Origin of the sequence: Aneurinibacillus sp. XH2, from assembly GCF_001439585.2 — a bacterium.
Lineage (GTDB): Bacteria > Bacillota > Bacilli > Aneurinibacillales > Aneurinibacillaceae > Aneurinibacillus > Aneurinibacillus thermoaerophilus.
This window is the reverse complement of record NZ_CP014140.1, coordinates 806,519-831,254: the sequence shown is the minus strand read 5'-3', so window position 1 is coordinate 831,254 and position 24,736 is coordinate 806,519. Positions and strand designations below refer to the sequence as shown.

The following is a 24,736-nucleotide window of genomic DNA, read 5'->3' as shown; positions in this document are numbered from 1 at the left end:
CTCCTCCCCGGTTACTTCGCCGGAGCCGGCTTCAAACTCATCAAGTACGCAACAAGATTATTCATATCCTCATCACTCAAATAATCATACTTAGGCATAATGGAACCTTGGACTATTTTTTGCGGATTTTTCAAATGTTCGATATGCCACTCTTTGCTTGTGCGTGCGCCCACCCACATCAAATCCGGGCCTGTGCGGTTAGAACCGAATAAATGTGGGCGGTCATTTGCGTAATCACCAGGTACAGTTACAGGTCCAATATTCATCGCCAAATCGGCCTTCACCGGACGGACCACCTGTGTATGACAGGTATTACATCCATTCTCAATATATACTTGGCGCCCTTTCGCCTCTGGAGAATCCGGCGCGTAATCGCGCGCTTCCGCATTCGCTGTTGGCATCATCATCTCTTTATCGAAAAACGGCAAGATAATCGTCGCAAACGTCCCCATCATAAAAAGCACAATCGCAGCAAGATAAATAGCTAATGCATTTCTTTCCACCATCGTCCCCTCCCTGTCGTAAATTAAGCAACGACACGTTCTTTCCCCGTCGCAAATTTCGTACCGGACTTCACGGTTTTCCAAATGTTAAATACGAAGAAGAACTGACCGATAATCATCATCGTGCCGCCAATCGCCCGCCAGATGATAAGCGAACGCACGGACTGAACCGTTTCCATGAATGGTTTTCCCTCCATCCACGCAAAACCCTGAATAACGCCCGCAATCCAGAGCGTGAAAGCAAACATCAAAAAGCCGATAACAGAAAAATAATAATGAAGATTCATTAATCTTTTGCTATAAATGTTGCGGCCCGTCAGGCGGGGGATGGCATAATAAATCGTCACAAAGCAAACAAATGAGAAAGCAGCAAATGGAGCCATATGCGCGTGACCGACAACCCAGTGCGTAAATTTAACGACTGCGCTTACCTGCATCAATGATTGAAAAGGCCCCTGCAAACACGCCATCAAATAGAAAATGGAAGCCGTAATAAGAAACTTCATGTTTACGTCTTCGGATACTTTGTACCACATGCCACGCATTGTACCAAATACGTTGGCAAGCACTGTCCAAACCGGAATAATTAAAAGAACGGAAGGAATAATGCCCGCTTTCATCAACCATACCGGGATTGGACCGTTTACCAGATGATGGGGGCCGTTCCACACATAAATCGTGGCAATTGTCCAAAAACCGATAAGTGAAAGCTTATGGCTGTATAACGGTTTACCTGTTAATTTCGGCAGTAAGTAGTAGATTTGACCTATCCCCACTGTTGTAAACCATAAACCAAGAACGTTATGTCCATAGAACCAGTTCATGTTGGCTTGCGCGGCGCCGCCAATAAGGGAAGATGGGATATTGCCGACCGTATAAACGAGCGGCAACCAGATCAAAGAGCCGATAAAATACCAAATCGAAACGTATAACTGTTTCTCCTGGCGTTTCGCAATCGTCATAAACAGGTTAACCGATATCAGCACACACAAAAGAACAACGCCCACATCAAGGAATAACGGCAGCTCCGCATATTCCACGCCGGTAGAATATCCCATACAGATAACGACAACAGCTGTAGCGATCGCCAGGTTCCAAATCAGACACGTTATGTTGCCCAATTTTTCACTCCACAGCTGCGTGCGCGTAAGCTTCGGAATAATGTAAAACATAGCGCCGACCATCGCCATGGACAACCATGCGAGCAAAACCCCGTTCGTATGGATGATGCGGATGTGTGCGTAAGTTAACGCGAAATTAAGAGCATCCGCCCCTGGGAAGTACAGAAAGTCAGGGTAAATTTGCTTGATCGCCACAACAAGCCCGGCGATCATTGAAATGATGAGCCAGAACATCGCACTGTACCAGAAATTCTTCGCGCTACTGAATGGAGCATTACTTAACATGTTATCAACCTCCCCCTCTACTGTTTAAGAAATTACCTTGTGCTTAAAAAGTACCTCTTCCTTCACAACATACTAAAACCCCCACAAAATATAAATAATGGAATTTAACAATATAAGGATAGTTTTAACTTGACATACAAGTTAAACAATGAGATAATGTTGTTAAAGTATATCTTAGTGACTACTCCCTGCTACGATTTTAGGATATATCGCCTACTTCTCGGGATCAACGATCATTTATCAAAAAAATTTGTCAACTTCGTTACAAAAATTTGAATTATATATACTATAAAAAGAGGAGCCTTATTTGCTCCTCTTTTTTCTTTGTAGTATTAGGAAAGTAACGGTAGACGCGCACCTATTATTAGAAAGAGACGTATACTGGAAGCAGGAAAAAGCATGGAAAGGAGCCTAGCAAAAATGAAAGGACGCTGGCGTTACCACCCGTTCTATCTAAAAATTCGCTTCGGTGCTTTGCAGCTCATTATTCCTTTTATCGTGTTCCAATTCATTCGCACGATCCTGTTTCCAACTTCATTTGATGTGGTGCTGCTGTCGCTACTTATTCTGATATACGCCGCCATTTTACTTGATTATATATGAGCCGCAACCGTCGCTTGTTTGCGGCTCAATTTTGTTCGATTCCCAAAGCGAACTCATGCATCTTCGGCAAAAGCCGGAGATGCTTCTTCCATGCTAGGACTTGTTGTTGTTCCATTTGCTCTCGCCGTTCCTTTGAAGCGCGCACATATTTGCGCGCAAGTTCCATCAGCCGCTCCGGATACATAAGATAACACGCTAGAAGTCTTCGCTCTCCCTTCGTAAGACATCTCTCCGATTCGTAGGCGTACAGCCACTCCCTCCCCTTTCCTTTCCGCCATTCCCAAGCAGGTCCATAACGGCGGAAAAATAGCGTTACATCCCGCACCGGCGTATCGAAATTAGCACGCTCAAAATTGATAAAATAGATCTGTCGCCCGGCTCCGACAAGAATATTCCTGCTATGGACGCGTCCGTGACACAGGGCGCGGGATAAATGTAAAACATCGCTACTCACGGCCACCTTCTCCAGTTCCTGTATGCCCCACTCGGCAAATTGCCGAACCTGCTCCGCGCTATTTCTTACTGCTCTTTCAAACGCGGAAGCAGTCTTTCTTTTTCCTCCGGCTTCTGCTATCTCTTCGATTCTCGCGATTCCTTCTTCCCATCGCTGCCGAACTTGTCTAAGCGAAACCGGAGCATATCCCCGCCATTGTTCCCCGGCCTCCGCACTTATTTTATGAATGCGTGCCATCTCTTTTAATACTTTTATATCCCAATCCGGCAAATCTTTGATCATAGCTATCTGTTCAATCCAGGGAAGCAGCAAATACGTTCCTTCATACGTAACCACGCAGGGCTCTCCGTATTTCGTAAGACAAAAAGGAATCACGCTTCGCACACCGCGCGCCGAAAGATAGCGAAGCCAAGAAGCGACAAAGTTCAGCTGCAATGGGTGTTCATGCGTTACCTCAAGCCAAAAACTCCCGCAGTCTGTTTCCGCTTTCCAGCGGTTTTGCCCCTCCTGGACAAGATTATGCAGGCGTAAATCATATTCATGTAATACATGCTTTGTCCGCTGCTCTATGTTTTCCATCAGTCGCTTCCCTCCCCGCATAACCCGTGCATTTCCATTACACATGCAAGCAATTGTTCCCTTTGATATTGCAGCCGAAAGCCGGTAGCAATGCTTTCTTGTTCATCTTTCAGGGAGGTTGCGCTTTTTATTCGCAATAAAACAGGTAATGGATAAGCCAGCAGTGAAAGCAAATAATTTCTTTCTTCTACTGTCAACCTACGCTCATCCGCGTATGCGGAAAGAAACGCCTGCACACCGTCCGCCCCGCCTGCACGCCAGATTTGCTCAAGCAATGAAAGCGTATCTTCATGTCGCCGCGCAAGCACGGGTGCATGCAGTCCGGTAATGTACCATACTCCTTCCCAGCGCACAAGAGAAGCCAGCTCCATATACGCAAACGAAAGCGGGGTTGCATCATGTTCCACCCCGCTTGCTACGTATAATGCCTCCGCCATCCTCACCCTTTCCACTGTGCGGGAGAGATTGTAAAATAGCCATTTTTCCTCAGCGCTTTTCCTGTTATAAAGATTTTGCATTATAGTATCCAGATAACGATAACTATTCCTTAAGGCTGCTTCAGTAAGTATTCCTTTTGTGCAATAGCGTCCGGGAACGATCCTGATTTTGTAGTCAGAGCAGGCATGAATACGGGCAAGAAGCATACCAAGCACAGAATATCCTTCCATCTGCCAGAACGGATGCCTTACCCACGAATCGTCCTTTTCCCAGTAATCGGACAACGCATAGCAACCAGTATCATCAGAAATCCAATGCGTGCCGCTCCTTGTCGCTATATAACGTTCCACATACCGGAATCCACTGGCAGCCAAACACTCGCGCCAATGATGCGACCAACGTAGCAAGTTTTCATCTGTGCAATAAGTGATACGCTTTTTGCCTCTGTCGGATAGCACATACCAATCGTTCTTTTCCTGCTTCACTTCAATAACAGCAAAAGGGTATTCTTCCAGATGACTGCGTAATGTCTCATGTTGCAGTTTCATCTTTCTCCCCCTCTGCCGCTAAGCTTTAACAGGAATGTAAAGAACTTGCCCTTTCGCTACGGTTGCGCTTGAATGCAATCCGTTCGCTTGAGCGATATCTATCACACTTACATTGTATTTTTCCGCAATCTCCTCTAACGTTTCATCCTGTTGTGCAATGCACATTTTTAAACGAGTAAACTTCTCTTCCTTTTGCTTCATGAACGACATCAAATAAAACGCGCTGCCTTTTTTGTCCTCTTCTAGTGTTTCTTCTTCTTCCCCTGGCGCTTCTTCTTCGTCCCTTACTTCTTCAACCGCTTCTTCCTCTTCGGCACTTCTCTCTATTGCTTCATTTTCTCCACGCTGTCCATAAGAAGACAAAAATGGCGTCGTAACGGTAACCGGGTCACGTTTTGTACCTTTCAACGTAATGGATACTTTTGCTTCTTCTCTTTCTTCGGCGCGGTTCTCTTTTTCTTCATTACATTCGTCGTGCGCCTTGCTTTGAACATCGGGCACAGTCACGGATGCAGACTCTTCGGTAAGCTCTGCCTCTGTTTCTGTACTTTGTACATCCGTTTCTTGTTGTTTCGTTTCCGGCGTGTGTGACCTTGCTTCTTCTTCCGTTCCATTCGCTTGTATAGTCTTTTCTACCGCCTCTGCCTGAACCGACTGTTCTTCCGTTTTCGCCGCCTCTGCCTGAACCGGCTGTTCTTCTGCTTTCACCGCCTCTGCCTGAATCGGCTGTTCTTCCGCTTTCACCGCCTCTGCCTGAATCGGCTGCTCTTCCGCTTTCACCGCCTCTGCTTGAACCGGCTGCTCTTCCGCTTTCACCGCCTCTGCCTGAACCGGCTGCTCTTCCGCTTTCACCGCCTCTGCCTGAACCGGCTGCTCTTCCGCTTTCACCGCCTCTGCCTGAACCGGCTGTTCTTTCATCATCTTGGCTTCGACTGATGGTTCAGTTATCTCCTCGTCTTTTCTTCCTTCTTCCATCTTTACTGATTGGATAGTCGGTTGGGGAGGAGCCGCGGCATCTGTTTCCTGTACAACATCATCTTCCTTATCCGTTTCTGCTATAGCTTGTTCTTCTTTTGGAATGAATATCGCAGGGGTGGCCTCAGATTGCGTGGAATCTTCTTCTCCTTTGTCATCAGCTGGACGGGATGATGCCTCGCTTTCTTGCGTCTCTTCGGCTTCTTGATGGGAAGCAACATACTCAAATTTCGTTTGCAACAGTTTTGTTTCTTCAGTGGCAGAGCTTGCGAAACCTGCGTTTTTTACCCCGTTCAATGCCAATTCGGCGATAATAGATAATTTGCGTGTGGATTGGATTTCATAGTCAAAGGACAAAATCGAAGCATACATTTGCTCTATGTCTTCGATTTTGCTGCGCGCAATGCAAATGTGAACCGGAATTTTTTCTATAAATGTGGTTCGTTCACTCTCCTCTTCAAAATCGTCCGGGTTCATAGAAAATGGATTAAATACAACAGAATCCACGTAACCAGTTACAGGCATTTCCTTTTCATTCGATGGAATATCTGGAAATTTGGGCGGTTTTCCGACATATTTCCCTTCTAATTTCAGATAACCTGAAACGATAACCTCATCCACCGTTTCCTGAATTTGAATGTGAGGTGTCAATTCTATCTCATCAATTTGTTCAATTTCACTCTGATCAGGAGAAATAAAAACCGAATGTTGCACCGGAAACGTCAAAATGGCGGCTCGATTGTTTTGCATGTTGATGAAATCCTCCCTCCTCTAAATTGCTTTCCTTAAAATATATAGAAAAAAAAAGAGGGATATGCTCATTTCCTACGGAAACTTTTACACGACAAAATACTGTTTTCGCACAGCATCATAAAACGAAAGAAAGCCATAAACATATAAAAAAATACCCGAAACCGAAAAGGTCTCAGGTATTTAGCACATCGAATTATAGTTGCTTCAACGCATTGTAGTTCGCTGCAATCGTCCGTTCAATATCTTCGTCCGTGTGGGCCGTAGATACAAACATCCCTTCAAACTGTGACGGCGGTAGCGAAATGCCTTCTTCTAGCATCAGACGGAAGTATTTGGCGAAACGATCCAGGTCAGACGTTTTTGCCGTTTCATAGTTGATTACTTTCTGATCGGTAAAGAAGACGCCTATCATAGAGCCAACGCGGTTGATATGGATTGGAATACCCAGTTCTTTCGCGTTAGCGGCAATGCCTTCTTCCAGACGGGCGCTCTTACGTTCTAACTCTTCATACACACCTGGCTTGCTGAGTTCTTTCAATGTCGCGTAACCGGCTGCCATTGCCAACGGATTTCCCGACAATGTACCTGCCTGATACACGGGACCATCCGGTGCAATTTGGCGCATGATTTCTTCCTTGCCGCCGTACGCACCGACCGGAAGACCCCCGCCGATTACTTTTCCCATCGTCGTTAAGTCAGGCGTAATGCCGAAACGACCCTGGCCGCAGTTGTACGCCACGCGGAATCCGGTCATAACCTCATCAAAAATTAATATCGTTCCATATTCTTTTGTCAGTTTACGCAGCCCCTCCAAAAAGCCCGGCAGCGCCGGAACGACACCCATGTTGCCCGCTACTGGCTCGACGATAACAGCCGCCAATTCATGTCCAAAACGCTCAAATGCTAATTTTACGCTTTCCAAATCATTATACGGCACCGTAATGGTGTTGGCTGCCAGGGAAGCAGGTACACCCGGACTGTCCGGTAATCCTAGCGTTGCTACACCGGAACCGGCTTTGATAAGCAAACTGTCGCCATGTCCATGATAACATCCTTCAAACTTCATAATTTTATCACGCTTCGTGTACCCGCGCGCCAAGCGAAGCGCGCTCATCGTCGCTTCTGTTCCAGAATTAACCATACGCACAACTTCCACGGAGGGCACGATTTCGCATACAAGCTTGGCCATCTCCGTCTCAAGCACAGTCGGTGCACCGAAACTTGTGCCTTTTTCCAGCGTTTCTTTGAGTGCTTCCTGCACTGCTGGATGGCAATGCCCCAGAATCAATGGACCCCAAGAACATACATAGTCAATGTATTCATTTCCATCCACATCATAAATTTTTGAACCGACACCACGCTCCATATACACCGGGTTCATGCCAACCGATTTGAAAGCGCGTACAGGGCTATTTACTCCGCCCGGCATATATTTTTTTGCTTCGGCGAAACTTTCGATTGATTTGTTGTACACTTTATGCATTGTCATGCCCCCCTGTTATTATTTATCTATTTCCTTCAACCAGCGGGCCGCATCTTTCGCTGAATACGTTAAAATCATATCAGCACCAGCACGCTTCAGTCCGGTGAGCAGTTCAAGCGTAATAGCCTTCTCATCAACCCAGCCTCGCAAAGCCGCCGCTTTAATCATAGAATACTCACCGCTTACATTGTAAGCTGCCACAGGAAGGTCAAAGCTGTCTTTTACTTCACGGATAATATCCATGTAAGCCATCGCCGGTTTCACCATTAGCATATCCGCTCCTTCTGCCACGTCGGAAGCCGCCTCACGCAGCGCTTCGCGACGGTTGGCCGGATCCATCTGGTACGTTTTACGATCGCCGAACTGCGGCGCGGAATGTGCGGCATCACGAAACGGTCCATAGAATTGGGAAGCATATTTGACGGCATACGACATAATCGGCGTATTGATAAAACCAGCTTCATCAAGTCCTTGCCGAATTGCTGCAACAAACCCGTCCATCATATTGGAAGGCGCGATCATATCAGCGCCAGCCGCCGCCTGGGAAACCGCCGTTTTTACAAGCAATTCCAAACTCGGGTCGTTATCCACATAACCATCGCGCACCACACCGCAATGGCCATGTTCAGTGTACTGACACAGGCAAGTGTCGGCCATCGTCACAAGTTGCGGTGCCCACTGTTTAATTTTTCGAATCGCCTGCTGCACGATACCATTTTCCGCATAAGCCTCTGACCCGCATTCATCTTTATGGTTCGGCACACCAAATACTATCACCGACTGAATTCCCAGCTCCACCACTTCAGCAACTTCTTCTTCAAGGCGGTCTAAGGAATAATGGAACACGCCCGGCATGGAAGAGATCTCATGTTTTATATTATCGCCTTCCACAACAAATAACGGATAAATAAAGTCATTCGTATGCAAATACGTCTCGCGGACAAGATTCCTCATCGCGGCTGTTGTACGCAGACGGCGATGGCGTTGAAAATGTAAAGACATCATTCCATCCTCCTTCGGGTTACCACCCGGTATAATTCAAAATGGCCCGCAGCAGACCGTCAATGCTGTATTCGTCGCCCATCACATGGACAGAAAGTCCGGCATCCTGCACCGCCTTCGCAGTAACAGGACCGATAACTCCGATATGTACTCCCGCCAGATACTCCTGCCTCTCTTGTTCGCTAAAACCAGCTAAAAAATGGCGTACCGTAGACGGACTGGTGAACGTGACCATGTCGACTTTCTTCTGCTTTAATTGCCTCTTCATTTGAGCAATATTTTCCTCTGCCCTTACCGTATCATAAGCGGGCGCATCTGTCACTTCCAATCCAAGCGCCCTAAGTCCTTCCGGAAGTACTTCACGGCCGATGTTTGCCCGGGGCAGCAGCGCTTTTTGCCCCGGCTCTAGCTTATCCTTCATTATCTCTACCAGATGTTCGGCAGTAAATTTACCGGGAATATGCGGCACGAAAAATCCTCTATCTGCAAGAGCGGCAGCTGTCTTTTTCCCTACGGCGGCAATCTGTCCATTAAAATCGTCCATGCTATACCCGAGTTCCGCAAGGCGCCGAAAGAAAAAAGCAACCCCATTTACACTGGTGAAAAACAGCCAGTCAAATGAGGGCAGAGCGCGCAAGGCGCGATCAAGCGGAGCAGGATCAGAAGGCGGCACAAACCGAATAACCGGACAGGCGATGGCCTCGCCACCCAGCCGCTCGATTTTGCGGATAAACTCTTCCGCTTGTTCCCGTGCTCTCGTCACGACAATACGCTTGCCTTCAAGTGGACGGACAGCGTTCATGCTTGGTTTTCCTTACTCACTTTTTCCAGAATGGTATCGGCGCCTTTTTCTTTTAACTTCCTGGCAAGCTGCACCCCAAGCTGCTCAGGATCGGTACCTTTGATACTTTCTTTGAGTACATTCTCTCCATCCGGGTCAGCCACAAGGCCGGTCAGGGAAATGGCTCCATCCGTAACAATAGCATGAGCGGCAATCGGTACCTGGCAACCGCCTTCCAATGTGCGTAAAAAGGCGCGCTCCGCCCGGACGGCAAGCGCTGTTTCTTCATGATGAAGCTTACTTAACAATTCCAGCAGTTCTGTGTCGTCTTCGCGGCACTCAATCGCAAGCGCTCCCTGCCCAACTGCGGGCAGACTCACTTCAACCGGGAAAAATTCGGTAATTTCCCCGTTCCACTGCATCCGCTCCAGACCAGCTGCCGCCAGAACAATAGCCGAAAAGCTTTCTTCTTTCAGCTTACGCATGCGGGTATCAATATTGCCCCGAATCGGTTCAATAACAAGATCCGGACGGAGCGCTTTCAATTGGGCCGCACGCCGGAGGCTGCTTGTTCCTACAACGGAACCCGCCGGAAGCTTATCCAGCGGAGTGCCGTGTTCGCTAATGAGCACATCCCGCACGTCTACGCGTTGCGGCACGCAGCCGATAGTAAGACCTTTCGGCAATACGGCCGGCATATCTTTCATGCTGTGAACCGCCATATCGATCTCTCCATCAAGTAGCGCCTGTTCAATTTCTTTGACAAACAATCCTTTGCCGCCTACTTTGGACAGGGTCACATCAAGAATACGGTCCCCTTTTGTCACAATTTTTTTAATCTCGAATTCAAAAGGAAGACCAAAGCTTTTTAGCCGGTCAACCACCCAGTTTGTCTGTGTTAACGCCAGCGCGCTTTGCCTGGAACCTACAACAATTTTTCTCATTATTCATATCTCCCTTCCTACAGCCACTGATGAAAAGATAAGACAGACCCGGAAATGAAATAGTTCAGCAAAATCAGCATAAACGCTCCCGCATTCCATAACGCCAGCTTGCGACCCATCCAGCCGTAAGTCACGCGCTGATACAAATAAAGGGAATAAGCGATAAACACAGCAACGGATACGAGCACTTTAGGGTCAAGCCAAATGCTAGCATTCACTTTTAGATGAGCCCAAATCGCTCCCAAAATTAGCGCCAGAAGTAAAAGCGGAACCCCTATCATGTTCAGTCGATATGAATACAAATCAAGAAGTCCAAGTCCTGGTAGCCTCTGCAACCATTTATTCCACATTTTTTGCTTCAGCATCCTGTCCTCGACAAGATACATAAGCGAAAAAATAAACGAAAGCGAGAACGCCCCGTATGAGACGAGCGCTAGACTGATGTGAATGAAGAGCAGTTCCGATGTAAGGCGCTCAGCCACCATCGGCGACGCTTCTTTGTTGGCAAAGAAGTTGAGCGCCAGCACGGAAAATCCGAGAACATTCGTGAAGAATACCAGCAGATCCACCCTAAACAAATAATTGATGACAAGGGAGAAAGTGACCAATATCCATGAATAAAAAAAGAGCGTTTCAAATAGTGTGAGTACCGGGAAATACTCTTTCTCAACCATGCTAAGGACAAAAAAGACGCTTTGCAGCGCCCAAACAATAGCAAGCAGCCAGAAGGCGATACGATTTACCTTCCGGCTGCGGTTTAGAAAATCAGCAAAATACAGCAGGATGCTGCAAGCATAAATATAGATAATGACATCATAAATTAAGCTTTCATGAAACAATGGACATAACTCCTCTCCTCAGGAGCAAAACTAGAAAGCTTGCTGCGCTCTGCGTTGTCGAAGCGGAATGTACGATTCTTCTGTTTCTTCCTCCGCTTGTGTCATCTCTTCAAACAAACCTTCAAGAGCAAACAGCTTCACAAACATATTCAACGCCTCATCCGCCCCCGGCTGTCCTGCCATTTCCTTGAGACGGACGATCGGGTCGTGCATGATTTGGTTAATCAGACTACGGGTCTGCTTATTGATCATCCGAATTTCTTTCTCGGTTAACTCTGGACATTTGTTCTGAATATTACGCAGCGCTTCCTGCTGGTAAGCAAGCAGCTTTTCGCGCAGCGCCCCGATAAGCGGACCCACGCCAAGCGTATTTAGCCATGATTTGAAAGCGAGCCATTCCTCGTTGATCATTATGCAAATTTTCTCAGCTTCACGCGCACGCTCACGCAGGTTGGCCGCAACAATTCCTTCCAAATCATCGATATCGTACAGATAAACCCCATCCAAATCATTAATCTCCGGATCCAAATCGCGCGGCACAGCAATATCTATCATAAACAGCGGACGGTTACGGCGTTTTCGCATAATCGCTTCCACGTTCCGCCTCGTTACCACATAAGCGTCAGCACCCGTCGAACTGATCACAATATCAGCAAGTACAAGCGCCTCGTCCAGCCGTTCCATCGGTAAGGCAACCCCGCGAAATTTATCGGCCAGCGCCAGCGCACGCTCGTACGTGCGGTTTACCACAAGCACGCGTGCGGCACCATTTGCATGCAGATGCTTCGCAGTTAATTCGCTCATCTTTCCCGCGCCAAGCACAAGAACGGTCTTGTCATTAAAATAACCAAACACTTTTTTGCCCAATTCAATCGCCGCATAGCTCGTCGAGACAGCATTTTTATTAATGTCCGTCTCCGAATGGGCACGCTTGGCCAATGTAATCGCCTGCTGAAACAGCTTGTTAAACACAATTCCCGTTGCGCCGTTTGTTTGCGCCAACTGGAATGCATCCTTTACCTGTCCAAGAATTTGTGTCTCACCCAATACCATAGAATCCAAACCACAGGCGACACGAAACAGATGCTGCACAGCGTCATCATTTTCTTTTATATAAATATGGTCAATAAATTCTTCACGCGGTACACCAAACCATTCAGAAAGGTAATTCTTCATGAAATGGCGTCCCGTATGCAACTGGTCAACGACCCCATAAATCTCCGTACGGTTACAGGTGCCAATAATTACACACTCTAATATGCTTTTCGTATTTTTTAGTTTCGTCAGCGCCTTCAGCCTGTCTTGTTCCGCAAACGCAAACCGCTCGCGGATTTCGACTGGCGCTGTGCGATAATTCAACCCGATTGTTAGAATGTGCATAATTGACACCCCTACCTCTTTATATTTCCCGTTCCATCAAATTCATTTATTATTCTGTTCCCTTATCCGTCCGCAATATGCGCCTATTTTCACATGTTATTAATTATATCACTTTCTTTATCAAAAACTGAATCAAAATGTGAAAAATTTATGGAGACACATTAAATTCCATGCATCATATTCCCAACATTTATTATATCAGAAAAGCGCACACAAACAAACAGGCGTCCCGTGTCAATCTACGGAACACCTGTTTATCCATCATTCTTCTTCCACATGGGTTTTTGGCTTCAATTGCTTCATATAGGGAGTCTGCCGGATTTTTTTCGTGTTTTTTACCGCCAGTTCGTGAAAATACAACTGGGCATGCACATGCGGCTCCCCTTCTCTTGGCTGTACTCTCGTATATGTGCCGTCCGGCTTCAGCGTCCTTGCCTTGACATTATCACTAAGTAATATATGTAAAATATCTTTTACACGTTCTTTGAGCGATTTCACCTCAATCGGAAACATAATTTCCACACGCCGCTCCATATTGCGTGTCATCCAATCTGCGCTTGATAGATACACCAGTTCATCGCCGCCATTTTGGAAATAGAAAACCCGTGAATGTTCCAGGAACCGATCCACAATGCTGCGCACGCGTATATTCTCGCTTATGCCCGGAATGCCAGGGCGCAGACAACAAATGCCCCGTACAATCATGTCAATCTGCACACCTGCAATCGACGCTTTGAATAAAGCTTTAATTAACTTTTTATCGGTCAGGGAATTCATTTTTAAAATAATGCGTCCTGGCTTTTCCAGTGTGCTTTTTGCAATTTCGTTGTCAATCAACTGCAAAATCCGGTTGCGCAAACCATTCGGAGCAACCTCTATTTTTTTCCACTTGGGTGGCTTGGAATAACCGGACAAATGATTGAAAATATAGGACGCATCAATACCAAACTGTTCGTTGCATGTAAACATCCCCAAATCGGTGTAAAGCCGCGCGGTGGAATCATTATAATTGCCTGTGCCAAGGTGAACGTACCGAATAAGCTTCTGCCCTTCCTGACGCACAATAAGCGTAATTTTACAGTGAGTTTTTAACCCGACCAATCCGTAAATCACATGGCATCCCGCTTTTTCCAACTTCTTCGCCCAGACGATGTTGTTTTCCTCGTCAAACCGCGCTTTGAGTTCAACAAGAACCGTAACCTGCTTGCCGTTCTCTGCCGCTTTCGCGAGCGCATTTACGATGGGAGAGTCCCCGCTGACCCTGTACAGCGTTTGCTTGATTGCTAACACATTTGGATCATCCGCCGCCTGTTTAACAAAGTGGACGACCGGATCGAATGATTCATACGGATGGTGCACGAGAATATCCTTATGGGCAATGGCTTCGAAGATGTTATTTTCCCCGATAAAATCGGCCGGCGGCTGCGGCGGTAAACTGCGGTAGCGCAATTCGTTGTAGCCAGGTAACGACAGAACAAACTTCATTAGAAACGTTAAATCCAGCGGCCCTTCAACTTCATAAATATCGCACGCTTCGATTTCTAACGACTCTTGCAAAATTGCCTTCATGTACTCATCCATTTCACATGTTACTTCAAGCCGCACAGCAGAACTCCATCTGCGCTTTTTTAATTCTTTCTGGATTTCTTTCAATAAATCCTCCGTACCTTCTTCATCAAGCGTCAAATCGGCGTTACGCGTAATACGAAACGGTTTGACTGAAAGAATACGATTGCCCTTAAACAGGAAATCCACATAGTGGCAAATGACATCTTCAAGCAGAATAAACTGCGCGATTCCTTCCGGACTGGGCAGCTGAATATAGCGCGGCAATACCGAAGGCACCTGCACCACAGCAAACAGCAACTTGCTTTTTCCATCTCGTTCACTGTCCAATGTTACGGCTAGATTAACACTTCTGTTCAAAAGCATTGGGAACGGACGGCTTGCATCAACCGCCATCGGGGTCAAAACCGGATAAATGCGGTCATAAAAGTAGGTCCTCACAAATCTGTGCTGCTCTTCTGTCAACTCCTCAGGCTTTACAAACGAAATGCCGTAAGAGGCAAGCAACGGAATAAACGTTTCGTGCAATAGTCTATACTGCTTTTCCACCATTTTGTGCGCCTCCCGTGAAACGGCTTCCAGTTGCTGGCGGGGGGTCATGCCAGATTTGTTATCCGGGGTCGTAATTCCGTGCTTTTCCTGGTCTTTCATTGAGCCGACCCGGATCATAAAAAATTCATCCAGATTTGAGCTTGTAATCGCCAGAAACTTAAGACGCTCCAGCAACGGATTTTTTTCATCTTCCGCTTCTTCCAGCACGCGATGATTAAAGGCGAGCCAGCTTAGTTCACGGTTAATATAGTATTCCGTGCAATCAAAATCGATCGTATCACCTCTTTTATTTTCAAGACTTTTTCTTCCTTGCCCCATAATCTGATACCTCTTCTTTAATTAATGATTTTTCTCATGGTGTTTTTGCCCACTTCACATGAAGCGGAATTCCAAATTGCTTTTTAAATTTCTTCCTATGTTCTTCAAGTGTTTGCGCTTCCAGCGAACGTTCATCCACCCCTTGACATCGCAGTATCACACACTTTCCTTCCCGCGTAAGCTTAACATTGGATACCTGCTGGCTTTCCGTACGGTCGAGCGCACGGGCCATAAGCAAAAGCAGTCCAAGTTGTTCCACCATTTGCAAATCAGCTTCAGAAACGAGCGATTCATAAGGTGCGACAAGTCTCTGTAGCCGTTTTGCCCCTTTATAAGAAGCAATGAGCGCAGTGAGAAGCTGTTCTCTGTGGGTCAGACCCGGCAACAATACATGCATAAGTAAGTAAAAGGTATGTTGCTGCCATTCACCAAGATTAATCATACGACCGATATCATGCAATCGGGCAGCAACACTCAACAGCCGCCGCTCTTCCTCGCCGTAGATATGAAGTCCCTGGCGGGCAAGCTGGTCAAACATTGTGCGACACACACTGTCCACATGCCGGGCATGTAAGACGTTAACGTTGTAATTAGCCATAAACATGGCTACCCCTTCTTCAACCACATCTTCAATTAAAGGCAAGTTCCTTGCTTGAAGACGCGCTTCCATATAAACGCCGTCTCTAAGACCTTTATTACTGATAATAAACTTACTCGTACCTATATATTCCAACAAAATTTTAATAATAGAGATACCAGCGACAATAATGTCGGCTCTTTCCTTCGACAATCCCTCTACATTCTGCATCTGCGCTGGAGAAAGTTCTCTTAGATAATGGTAGACTGAATCAACCTGGTACTTCTTCATCTGGTAATAATGAAGACCGGGAAACGGATAACGTGTCATTTTTTGATGCACTTTTCCAAGGTTTCGTACTGTACCTCCTATACCGATGAGAGGATATTTTTTTTCCTTTATCCATGGGTAAGCGGAAAATTCTTTCCGCAAATACTCCTCCATCGCTGCTATTTCCGCCTCAGTTGGGGAAAAATGACCAAAAAAGCGCCTCGTTAACGTAACCGCTCCAAACGGAAAGCTATGGCTTTCCGCGAGCTTCCGACCGGAGATTTTAACCAATTCCGAACTTGCACCACCGATATCCACTGTCAACGCTTCGGTGATGTTCATTGTATTAACCACCGCCAAATATCCGTAATACGCTTCTTCTTCCCCTGAAAGCACGCGCAATGTAAAACCTGTTTCTTGATAAATTTGCTCAAGAAACGCTTCACAGTTCCGCGCATTGCGTACGGCTGCGGTAGCGACGCCTGTTACCGCAGATACCTCACGTGCCTGACAAAGTTGACGATATTGTCGAAGAACGCGAATCGCTTCTTGAATCCCCTGTTCAGTAATATCGTTATTTTCATCCAAAAAAGCGCCTAAACGAATCGTATTCTTAATATTATCAACTTCATAGACCGCGCCTCCAGCGGCTTCGTAATAAATAACAAGCCTCACAGAGTTAGAGCCCATGTCGATAACGGCACTATATTTTCCCATCCGCACACAACCTTATCGCTTCTTTTCATGTTCTACTGGTTATTGTAATAAAAAAATGTTGAAGTTTTGTAAATGTTTTGTGAAGACTCGCATTACCTTCCCAATTAAACGAACCGACACGATGCATATTTACAGAAAGTTCTCCTTATTTATTCTATACATAATTCAGGTATAATAAAGATTATTTGTATATATCTAGAAAGAGCTGTATCATAGGGGATGAAGGATGTGAGCGTGTTGAAAAAGTCTATAATTGCGGATGGAATTTTATTGCTTGTCGCCCTTGTTTGGGGAGCGACCTTTGTTGTCGTGCAAAACGCAATAGCCAAGTTGCCACCTCTTACATTTAACGGCATACGCTTTTTTCTTGCTTCAATCTTTTTGCTTTTATTTTTGTTGCTTTTTTATCGGCCCCAGTTGCGCCAGATAAACGGCAAGTTAATACGGGCTGGCGTAATTCTTGGCGCTTGGCTGTTCTCAGGATATGCCTTTCAAACGATCGGCCTGTTATATACGACCTCTTCTAAAGCTGGTTTTATAACAGGTTTGTCCGTTGTACTTGTACCTGTATTTGCGCTTCTGATCTTAAAACAACGGCCAAGAATGCCTGCTATCATCGGGGCGCTCCTAGCCACAGCTGGCCTTTATCTTTTAACATTGGGCGATACATTTTCCATTAACCAGGGAGACCTGCTCGTATTTATGTGTGCCATTTGCTTCGCGTTGCAAATTATTTTCACCGGCCGCTACGCGCCGCATTTTCCTTCCTTGGCGCTTGCGTTCGTGCAAATTCTTACTGTAGCTGTATTAAGCGGAGGAGCGGCTTTCTTTTTCGAAGACTGGCAAAGCTCGCTAACATGGGAAACGCTAACGCTCCCTTCCATATACTGGGCACTGCTTATTACAGCCATTCCAGCCACCGCGCTGGCGTTTCTGGCACAAACAGAATGTCAGCGATTTACGACTACAACCCGCGTCGCACTCATTTATGCAATGGAGCCCGTATTTGCTGCTATAACCGCCTACTTATTCAATGGCGAAATTCTCGGCGGACGAGCGCTTATTGGCTGTCTTTTCATCTTTACTGGCATGATTCTTTCGGAACTGCAAACCGAACAATTAACCAGTTGGATAAAAAAACGAAACACTTCATATTAAGAATAAGAAAAACTCGCGGAGCGCACCCGCGAGTTTTTCACTGCTTTTATATTCCCTCTTCTTTTTCGCTTGAACCGTCACGAATTTTTTTCCAAATGGCCGTCCATGCTTCCTCTTTGCCCTGTCCGGTTTCAGCAGAGAAAAGAATAAGCGTGTCTTCTTTCTCCATTCCAAGTATCACACGAATCTCTTTCGCATGCTTCTGCCACTTGCCACGCGGAATTTTGTCGGTTTTAGTTGCGACAACGATAACCGGAATCTCATAATGTTTCAGATAGGAAAACATTTCTTGATCATCCTTCGTCGGCTTGTGCCGGATGTCGACAACGTGAATAACAGCCTTTAACTGCTGTCTTGTTTGAAAGTATTCCTCCATCATCCGTCCCCATTTTGCTTTTTCTGCTTTGGAGACTTTCGCATAGCCATACCCTGGCAAATCAACAAAATACAACGCTTTATTAATCAAGTAATAGTTCAATGTTTGTGTTTTTCCCGGTTTAGAAGATGTTCGAGCCAGATTTTTTCTGTTTGCCATTTTGTTAATAAACGAAGATTTTCCCACATTAGAACGCCCTGCCAGAGCGAGTTCCGGCAGGGAACCTTGGGGATATTGCTTGGGAGAAACCGCGCTGATCACGAATTCAGCCTGTGTCACTTTCATGCTTTCGCCGCCTTCAGAAGCGCCACATCGAGCACTTGGTCAAGATGTTCAACCGGAATAAATTTTAAATCCTGACGAACACTCTCCGGAATTTCTTCAATATCCTTCTCATTATCTTTGGGCAAAATCACTTTTTTTAATCCCGCGCGATGGGCAGCTAACGCTTTCTCTTTTAGTCCTCCGATTGGCAACACACGACCTCTCAGCGTAATCTCCCCCGTCATGCCAACCTCACGGGAAACCGGCACACCGCTGAGCGCAGACACAAGCGCTGTCGCTATCGTGATTCCGGCGGACGGACCGTCCTTTGGAATCGCACCTTCTGGAACGTGAATGTGAATATCAGACTTTTCATGGAAATCAGGATCAATATTTAATTCGCCGGATCGGGAACGAATATAACTGAACGCTGCCTGTGCCGACTCTTTCATCACATCACCTAACTGGCCGGTTAACATCAGCTTCCCCTTACCGGGCACGACCGAAACTTCAATAGTGAGCGTATCGCCACCGGCCTCCGTCCAGGCCAACCCGGTAACCGCTCCTACTTGATCTTCTGTCTCGGCAAGGCCGTAGCGGAACCTCGGTTTGCCCAGCATATCCTCCAACGTTTTCACGGTTACAACGACACGCTTTTTCACGCCTGAGACGATCATGCGGGCCGCTTTACGACAAATCGTTTCCATCATCCGATTCAAATTACGTACGCCCGCTTCCCGCGTATACTGGCGGATGACTTTAAGCAGCGCTTCTTCCTGCACCTGTAGACGATCACGCCCAAGCCCATGCTCTTTCATCTGTTTCGGCAACAAATAGTTCTGGCAAATTTTCAGTTTCTCGACTTCCGTATACCCTGGAATGTACAGAACCTCCATACGGTCAAGCAACGGGCGCGGAATTGTATGTACCGCGTTTGCCGTCGTGATGAACATAACGGACGACAGATCATATGGCTCTTCAATATAGTGATCACTAAACGTGTCATTCTGGTTTGGATCAAGCACCTCCAGCAACGCTGCCCCCGGATCGCCACGAAAGTCTATGGACATCTTATCGATTTCATCAAGCAAAAATACAGGATTCATCGTGCCTGCTGTCTTCATTCCTTGAATAATGCGGCCTGGCATTGCGCCTACGTACGTACGGCGATGGCCACGAATTTCCGCTTCGTCGCGAACTCCACCAAGGGAAATACGGACAAACTTGCGGTTAAGTGCCCGGGCTACGGAGCGAGCCAGCGACGTTTTACCAACACCCGGCGGCCCAACCAAGCACAAAATGGGACCTTTCAGCTTGTTTACAAGCTTTTGCACAGCTAGATATTCAAGTACGCGTTCTTTCGCTTTCTCCAACCCAAAATGGTCTTCATCCAATACCTTTTCTGCATGCTGCAAGTCGAGATTATCTTCCGTCCGTTTAGTCCACGGTAGAGAAATCAACCATTCGATATATGTGCGAATTACGTTGCCTTCGGCGCTTGTCGGCGGGGTTTTCTCTAGGCGTTCCAGTTCGCGTTCCACCTTCTCAACAATATTAGCAGGCGGATTCGCTTCTGCTAATTTCTTGCGCAGTTCCTCCACTTCGCCAGCGCGCCCTTCTTTTTCACCCAGTTCTTTTTGAATGGCCTTCATTTGCTCACGCAGATAGTATTCTTTCTGCGTTCTTTCCATCTGTTTTTTCACGCGTTGCCCGATTTTCCGCTCCAGTTCCAGCACTTCACGTTCATTATTCAGGATAGTAAGCAGCTTTTCTAAGCGCTCCTTCACCGACACGGTTTCCAGTATATCCTGCTTGTCACGAATTTTAAGCGGAAGGTGGGATATAATGATATCCGCTAAACGGCCGGGTTCGTTAATATCAGCAACAGAAGCGAATGTCTCCGGAATAATCTTCTTCGATAAGTTGACATACTGCTCAAAGTTGGCAAGCACGGTTCGCATTAATGCTTCAATTTCGGGGGTAATTGTCTGATCTTCTTCCAGATATGAAATCTGAACTTCAAAATACTCATCTTCTTGAACATAATTCTCTATTTTTGCGCGGCTGACCCCTTCCACAAGCACGCGAATGGTTCCATTTGGCAATTTGAGCATTTGCTTTACTCGTACTACAGTTCCGATGGTAAAGATCTGCTCTTTTTCAGGTTCCTCAATGTGCACTTCTTCCTGTGTAGAAAGAAGAACAAGATTATCGTCGACCATTGCTTTTTCCAGCGCTTTCACAGACTTGGGACGGCCTACATCAAGGTGTAGAACCATGCCGGGAAACACCAGCAATCCTCGCAACGGGAGAAGAGGGATTCGTCTCTCTTTTTCGTTTGTTCCCATCTTTTCTACCTCCAAATCCCTGTACCTTCGGCATGAAATGAGTACCAATACAAGGTTTTCTTCACTTCATTTTAGCTTAACTGCTATTGGTTGTCTAACCCTAGAGCAACATAAACTACGTCAAATGGAGGTAGGAGATGGATTGAGCATTTCACCCGTATGGCGCAGAACGGTTTCAAGTGTCTGGGACGCCGTCTCGTTTTGTGGTACAATTGCATAGCGCAGCACTTCATCCAGCTTTTCTACTGCTACAACCTCGATACCTTCCATCTGCGCAAAAATATCCTGCCAGTTCTCTTTCGGCACCAGCACTTTTTTGACGCCAGCCAGGCGGGCTGCTTCCACTTTAGCAACCACGCCCCCAATCGGCTTGACTGTACCATGAATGCTTAACTCCCCTGTCATAGCGACGTAGTTATCCACCGGCTGTTTTGTGATCGCAGAATAAATAGCGGTTGCCATCGCAATTCCAGCTGAAGGGCCATCAATCGGAACGCCGCCTGGAAAGTTAACGTGCAACGTATAACCCAATGTATCTATTCCCTGCAACCGAAGAACGGTCAGCACATTTTCAAGCGAACTGCGCGCCATTGACTTACGACGCAGCGTTCTTCCTCTACCTCCTACCTCTTCTTCATCGACAACCCCCGTAATTGTGATCGTGCCCATTCCAGGGGCCGTAGCTTTCGCGGCCGTTACTTCAATTTCTAATAAAGCGCCCATGTTCGGTCCGTAGACGGCTAAACCGTTCACAAGTCCGACGTACGCTCCTCCCAACACTTTCTTGTCTGGACGTGGGGATTTTTGACTGCTGTTGACAACCCATTCGATATCCGCTTTCGTAATTTTTTGTCGCTGTTCCGTAATAGCGATTCCAGCAGCGATTTGCATCATATTGACCGCCTCGCGGCCGTTCGTAGCATAGCGGGTCAAAAACTCAATCGCTCCTTCTTCCGCTTCCATTTTCATTTTTTCCACCGCATTTTTTGCGATTGTATAAATTTCTGAAGGAACAAGCGGACGGAAGAAAATCTCCAAGCAACGCGAACGAAGCGCAGGGGGAAGTTCATCCGGCGTGCGCGTTGTCGCTCCTACAAGCCGGAAATCAGCAGGAAGGCCATTCTGAAAAATATCATGAATATGTTTAGGGATTTGCTGATTTTCTTCGCTATAATAGGCGCTCTCAAGAAACACTTTGCGATCCTCGAGCACTTTCAACAATTTATTAAGTTGCACAGGATGAAGTTCCCCAATTTCGTCTATGAATAAAATCCCACCATGCGCCTTCGTAACCGCGCCCGGCTTCGGTTGCGGAATGCCTGCCTGTCCCATGGCGCCCGCGCCTTGGTAAATCGGGTCATGCACCGAACCGATGAGCGGATCAGCAATCCCCCTCTCGTCAAAGCGCGCAGTTGTAGCATCAATTTCCGTAAACTGTGCATCTTCTTTAAACGGAGAAGAAGACTGTTTTTTTGCCTCTTCTAAGATGACGCGGGCTGCCGCCGTTTTGCCGACCCCAGGAGGACCATAGATGATAACGTGTTGCGGATTCGGGCCGCATAGCGCAGCACGTAAAGCACGAAGACCATCCTCCTGACCAATGATGTCGCTTAGCGTAGCCGGACGCGTCTTTTCAGCAAGCGGTTCAGAAAGAGAAATGGAACGCATCCTGCGAAGCTGCTCCATTTCTTTTCTCGATTCCCGATCTACATAGGTTCGGCTACTGCGCTGATTTTTGAGCAAGCTCATGAAATACATGCCGATAATCACAGCGAAAAAAACTTGAATCAATGTTAGTATAAGTGTCCAGTTCATATGTCCCTCCTATGTATAAAGTCAAGAATTCCAACGCCCCGTGTTATCTAGGTGTATTATTGCCTATAAGGAGAGGGAATAAACGAAAAGCAAATACGGGACATATCTTCTGCTTTTGGATTACATCTTCCCAAAAAAAAAGACGCCGGAAAAAATTCCGACGTCTTTTTTCAACTTTTACTACATTTACGCGCTTTCTGGTTTGCTGTCCGTGATGAGTTTACCCTGTTTGGTATACAATTCAGGGTTGCCTTTTTGTTTGACGGTCTCTTCCGTGATCACGCACTTAACAATATCATCGCGGGACGGGATATCAAACATGATATCAAGCATGATACTTTCAATGATGGAACGCAGACCACGCGCGCCTGTATTGCGCTTAATTGCTTCTTTCGCAATTTCGCGAAGCGCACCTTCCGTAAACACCAATTCGGCATTATCCATTTCAAGTAATTTTTGATATTGCTTGACAAGAGCATTTTTTGGTTCGGTTAAAATGCGAACCAAAGCATCTTCATCCAGCGGATCAAGCGTAGTAATTACCGGCAGACGACCGACAAATTCCGGAATCAAACCAAATTTCAGCAAATCTTCCGGGAGTACTTGCTTCAGGATTTCGCCGGATTTTAAATCTTTTTTGTTCGAGTCAGTTTCTGCCCCGAATCCGATAACCTTTTTACCGACACGACGCTTAATAATGGATTCGATACCGTCAAACGCGCCGCCTACAATGAACAAGATGTTCGAAGTATCAATTTGAATAAATTCTTGGTGCGGATGCTTGCGCCCGCCCTGCGGCGGCACGCTAGCCACCGTCCCTTCAAGAATTTTCAGCAATGCCTGCTGTACACCTTCCCCAGAAACATCGCGGGTAATGGATGGATTCTCGGATTTGCGCGCTACCTTGTCAATTTCGTCAATGTAAATAATGCCGCGTTCCGCTTTTTCCACATCATAATCCGCTGCCTGAATAAGCTTGAGAAGAATATTTTCAACGTCTTCGCCTACATATCCAGCTTCCGTAAGGGAGGTTGCGTCCGCAATTGCGAATGGTACGTTCAAAATGCGGGCCATCGTCTGGGCCAGCAACGTCTTTCCGCTTCCCGTAGGTCCAAGCATCAAAATATTGCTTTTTGCCAACTCTACATCGTCAATCTTTGCACCGGTATTGATTCTCTTATAATGGTTGTAAACAGCGACGGATAACGACTTCTTCGCCTCGTCCTGACCGATAACATAATCATCGAGAAAAGCTCGAATTTCATGCGGTTTCGGAATTTCTTTCAGGTCAATTTCTTCCTCTGTACCCAATTCCTCTTCCACAATTTCCGTACACAACTCGATGCATTCATCGCAAATATATACTCCAGGGCCAGCCACAAGCTTACGGACTTGCTCCTGAGATTTTCCACAGAACGAGCACTTAAGTTGACCTTTTTCATCGTTGAATTTAAACATGAAATCACCCCTTACTTTTAATCCCTACGAGTGATGACTTCGTCAATTAACCCGTATTCCTTCGCTTCAAGGGCAGACATAAAAAAATCGCGGTCCGTGTCGCGCTCGATTTTTTCAAGCGGCTGGCCTGTTCGCTGCGCATAAATTTTATTTATCTTTTCTTTCGTCTTTAAAATCCAGTCCGCATGGATTTTAATGTCCGCTGCCTGCCCGCGGATTCCGCCGAGCGGCTGGTGAATCATAACTTCGCTGTGCGGCAGCGCGAACCGCTTACCCTTAGCCCCGGCCATCAACAGGAACGAACCCATGCTAGCAGCCAGGCCGATGCAAATGGTTGATACATCCGGTTTAATATATTGCATGGTATCGTAAATCGCCATACCCGCTGTAATCGAGCCTCCGGGAGAATTTATGTATAAGTGTATGTCCTTGTCCGGATCCTCAGCAGCTAAAAATAAAAGCTGCGCCACCACCGCATTCGCCACCTGGTCATCAATTTCAGAGCCGAGCATAACAATGCGGTCTTTCAATAAGCGGGAATAAATATCATACGCACGTTCTCCCCTGTTTGTACTTTCCACAACATAAGGTATAACACTCATAGCGAGCAATCCTCCCTTCAACACTCA

General features: G+C 46.5%; 20 protein-coding genes. 2 read left to right on the top strand and 18 right to left on the bottom strand.

All coding sequences use genetic code 11. The annotated features are described in order from the left end of the window. Positions 1–11: 11 nt before the first annotated feature. Both ACH33_RS04025 and ACH33_RS04020 read right to left on the bottom strand, forming a co-directional pair. On the bottom strand, positions 12–506 hold the full coding sequence (locus ACH33_RS04025) for a cbb3-type cytochrome c oxidase subunit II (protein ID WP_057897867.1): 495 nt from the start codon (positions 504–506) through the stop codon (positions 12–14). Positions 507–526: 20 nt separating this feature from the next. Further along, complete coding sequence (locus ACH33_RS04020) at positions 527–1,909, bottom strand: cbb3-type cytochrome c oxidase subunit I (protein ID WP_057897866.1); 1,383 nt, start codon at positions 1,907–1,909, stop codon at positions 527–529. Positions 1,910–2,329: 420 nt separating this feature from the next. On the opposite strand from ACH33_RS04020, the gene ACH33_RS04015 reads away from it, so the two are divergent. Next, a complete protein-coding gene (locus tag ACH33_RS04015; RefSeq protein WP_057897865.1) occupies positions 2,330–2,512 on the top strand; it encodes a hypothetical protein in 183 nt (60 codons plus the stop codon). Between the two features lie 25 nt (positions 2,513–2,537). Here the strand turns inward: ACH33_RS04015 and ACH33_RS04010 are convergent, their stop codons facing one another. From ACH33_RS04010 to ppx, 11 genes are all read right to left on the bottom strand, one after another. Further along, the gene (locus tag ACH33_RS04010) at positions 2,538–3,545 is read right to left on the bottom strand and encodes a phosphotransferase (RefSeq protein WP_057897864.1); all 1,008 of its coding nucleotides are present in this window, start codon (positions 3,543–3,545) and stop codon (positions 2,538–2,540) included. Next, positions 3,545–4,531, bottom strand: coding sequence for a hypothetical protein (locus ACH33_RS04005; protein WP_057897863.1), 987 nt, complete (start codon positions 4,529–4,531; stop codon positions 3,545–3,547). The genes ACH33_RS04010 and ACH33_RS04005 overlap by 1 nt, the downstream gene beginning before the upstream one ends. An 18-nt stretch (positions 4,532–4,549) precedes the next feature. Continuing rightward, the gene (locus tag ACH33_RS04000; protein ID WP_057897862.1) at positions 4,550–6,256 is read right to left on the bottom strand and encodes a LysM peptidoglycan-binding domain-containing protein; all 1,707 of its coding nucleotides are present in this window, start codon (positions 6,254–6,256) and stop codon (positions 4,550–4,552) included. Positions 6,257–6,452: 196 nt separating this feature from the next. After that, a complete protein-coding gene (gene hemL / locus ACH33_RS03995; protein ID WP_057897861.1) occupies positions 6,453–7,742 on the bottom strand; it encodes a glutamate-1-semialdehyde 2,1-aminomutase in 1,290 nt (429 codons plus the stop codon). 18 nt (positions 7,743–7,760) lie between these two features. Beyond that, a complete protein-coding gene (hemB, locus tag ACH33_RS03990; protein WP_057897860.1) occupies positions 7,761–8,744 on the bottom strand; it encodes a porphobilinogen synthase in 984 nt (327 codons plus the stop codon). Positions 8,745–8,763: 19 nt separating this feature from the next. Next, entirely contained in the window at positions 8,764–9,546 is a 783-nt protein-coding gene (locus tag ACH33_RS03985) for a uroporphyrinogen-III synthase (protein ID WP_057897859.1), read from the bottom strand. Beyond that, positions 9,543–10,469, bottom strand: coding sequence for a hydroxymethylbilane synthase (gene hemC / locus ACH33_RS03980; protein ID WP_057897858.1), 927 nt, complete (start codon positions 10,467–10,469; stop codon positions 9,543–9,545). Before hemC ends, ACH33_RS03985 begins: the two co-directional genes overlap by 4 nt. 17 nt (positions 10,470–10,486) lie before the next feature. Next, on the bottom strand, positions 10,487–11,308 hold the full coding sequence (locus ACH33_RS03975; protein WP_057897857.1) for a cytochrome C assembly family protein: 822 nt from the start codon (positions 11,306–11,308) through the stop codon (positions 10,487–10,489). 30 nt (positions 11,309–11,338) lie between these two features. Beyond that, on the bottom strand, positions 11,339–12,688 hold the full coding sequence (gene hemA / locus ACH33_RS03970) for a glutamyl-tRNA reductase (protein ID WP_057897856.1): 1,350 nt from the start codon (positions 12,686–12,688) through the stop codon (positions 11,339–11,341). A 261-nt stretch (positions 12,689–12,949) separates the two neighbouring features. Continuing rightward, on the bottom strand, positions 12,950–15,124 hold the full coding sequence (locus ACH33_RS03965) for an RNA degradosome polyphosphate kinase (protein ID WP_057897855.1): 2,175 nt from the start codon (positions 15,122–15,124) through the stop codon (positions 12,950–12,952). 34 nt (positions 15,125–15,158) lie between these two features. Further along, positions 15,159–16,688, bottom strand: a complete 1,530-nt coding sequence (ppx, locus tag ACH33_RS03960; protein ID WP_057897854.1) for an exopolyphosphatase — start codon at positions 16,686–16,688, stop codon at positions 15,159–15,161. Positions 16,689–16,925: 237 nt separating this feature from the next. Between ppx and ACH33_RS03955 the strand changes: the two genes are divergently transcribed. Continuing rightward, a complete protein-coding gene (locus ACH33_RS03955) occupies positions 16,926–17,846 on the top strand; it encodes a DMT family transporter (RefSeq protein WP_057900235.1) in 921 nt (306 codons plus the stop codon). A 46-nt stretch (positions 17,847–17,892) separates the two neighbouring features. On the opposite strand, the gene yihA is transcribed toward ACH33_RS03955, so the two are convergent. The 5 genes from yihA to clpP all read right to left on the bottom strand — a co-directional run bounded on the left by yihA (position 17,893) and on the right by clpP (position 24,709). Further along, positions 17,893–18,507: a ribosome biogenesis GTP-binding protein YihA/YsxC gene (yihA, locus tag ACH33_RS03950; RefSeq protein WP_057897853.1), complete on the bottom strand. Its 615-nt coding sequence runs from the start codon at positions 18,505–18,507 to the stop codon at positions 17,893–17,895. Then, positions 18,504–20,834 carry an endopeptidase La gene (gene lon / locus ACH33_RS03945; protein ID WP_057897852.1) on the bottom strand — a complete coding sequence of 777 codons (2,331 nt, stop codon included), beginning with the start codon at positions 20,832–20,834 and terminating at the stop codon, positions 18,504–18,506. The genes yihA and lon overlap by 4 nt, the downstream gene beginning before the upstream one ends. A gap of 120 nt (positions 20,835–20,954) precedes the next feature. Further along, positions 20,955–22,649: an ATP-dependent protease LonB gene (lonB, locus tag ACH33_RS03940; RefSeq protein ID WP_057897851.1), complete on the bottom strand. Its 1,695-nt coding sequence runs from the start codon at positions 22,647–22,649 to the stop codon at positions 20,955–20,957. 186 nt (positions 22,650–22,835) lie between these two features. Next, the gene (clpX, locus tag ACH33_RS03935) at positions 22,836–24,107 is read right to left on the bottom strand and encodes an ATP-dependent protease ATP-binding subunit ClpX (protein ID WP_057897850.1); all 1,272 of its coding nucleotides are present in this window, start codon (positions 24,105–24,107) and stop codon (positions 22,836–22,838) included. Positions 24,108–24,124: 17 nt separating this feature from the next. Beyond that, complete coding sequence (gene clpP, locus ACH33_RS03930; RefSeq protein ID WP_057897849.1) at positions 24,125–24,709, bottom strand: ATP-dependent Clp endopeptidase proteolytic subunit ClpP; 585 nt, start codon at positions 24,707–24,709, stop codon at positions 24,125–24,127. Between the last annotated feature and the right edge of the window lie 27 nt (positions 24,710–24,736).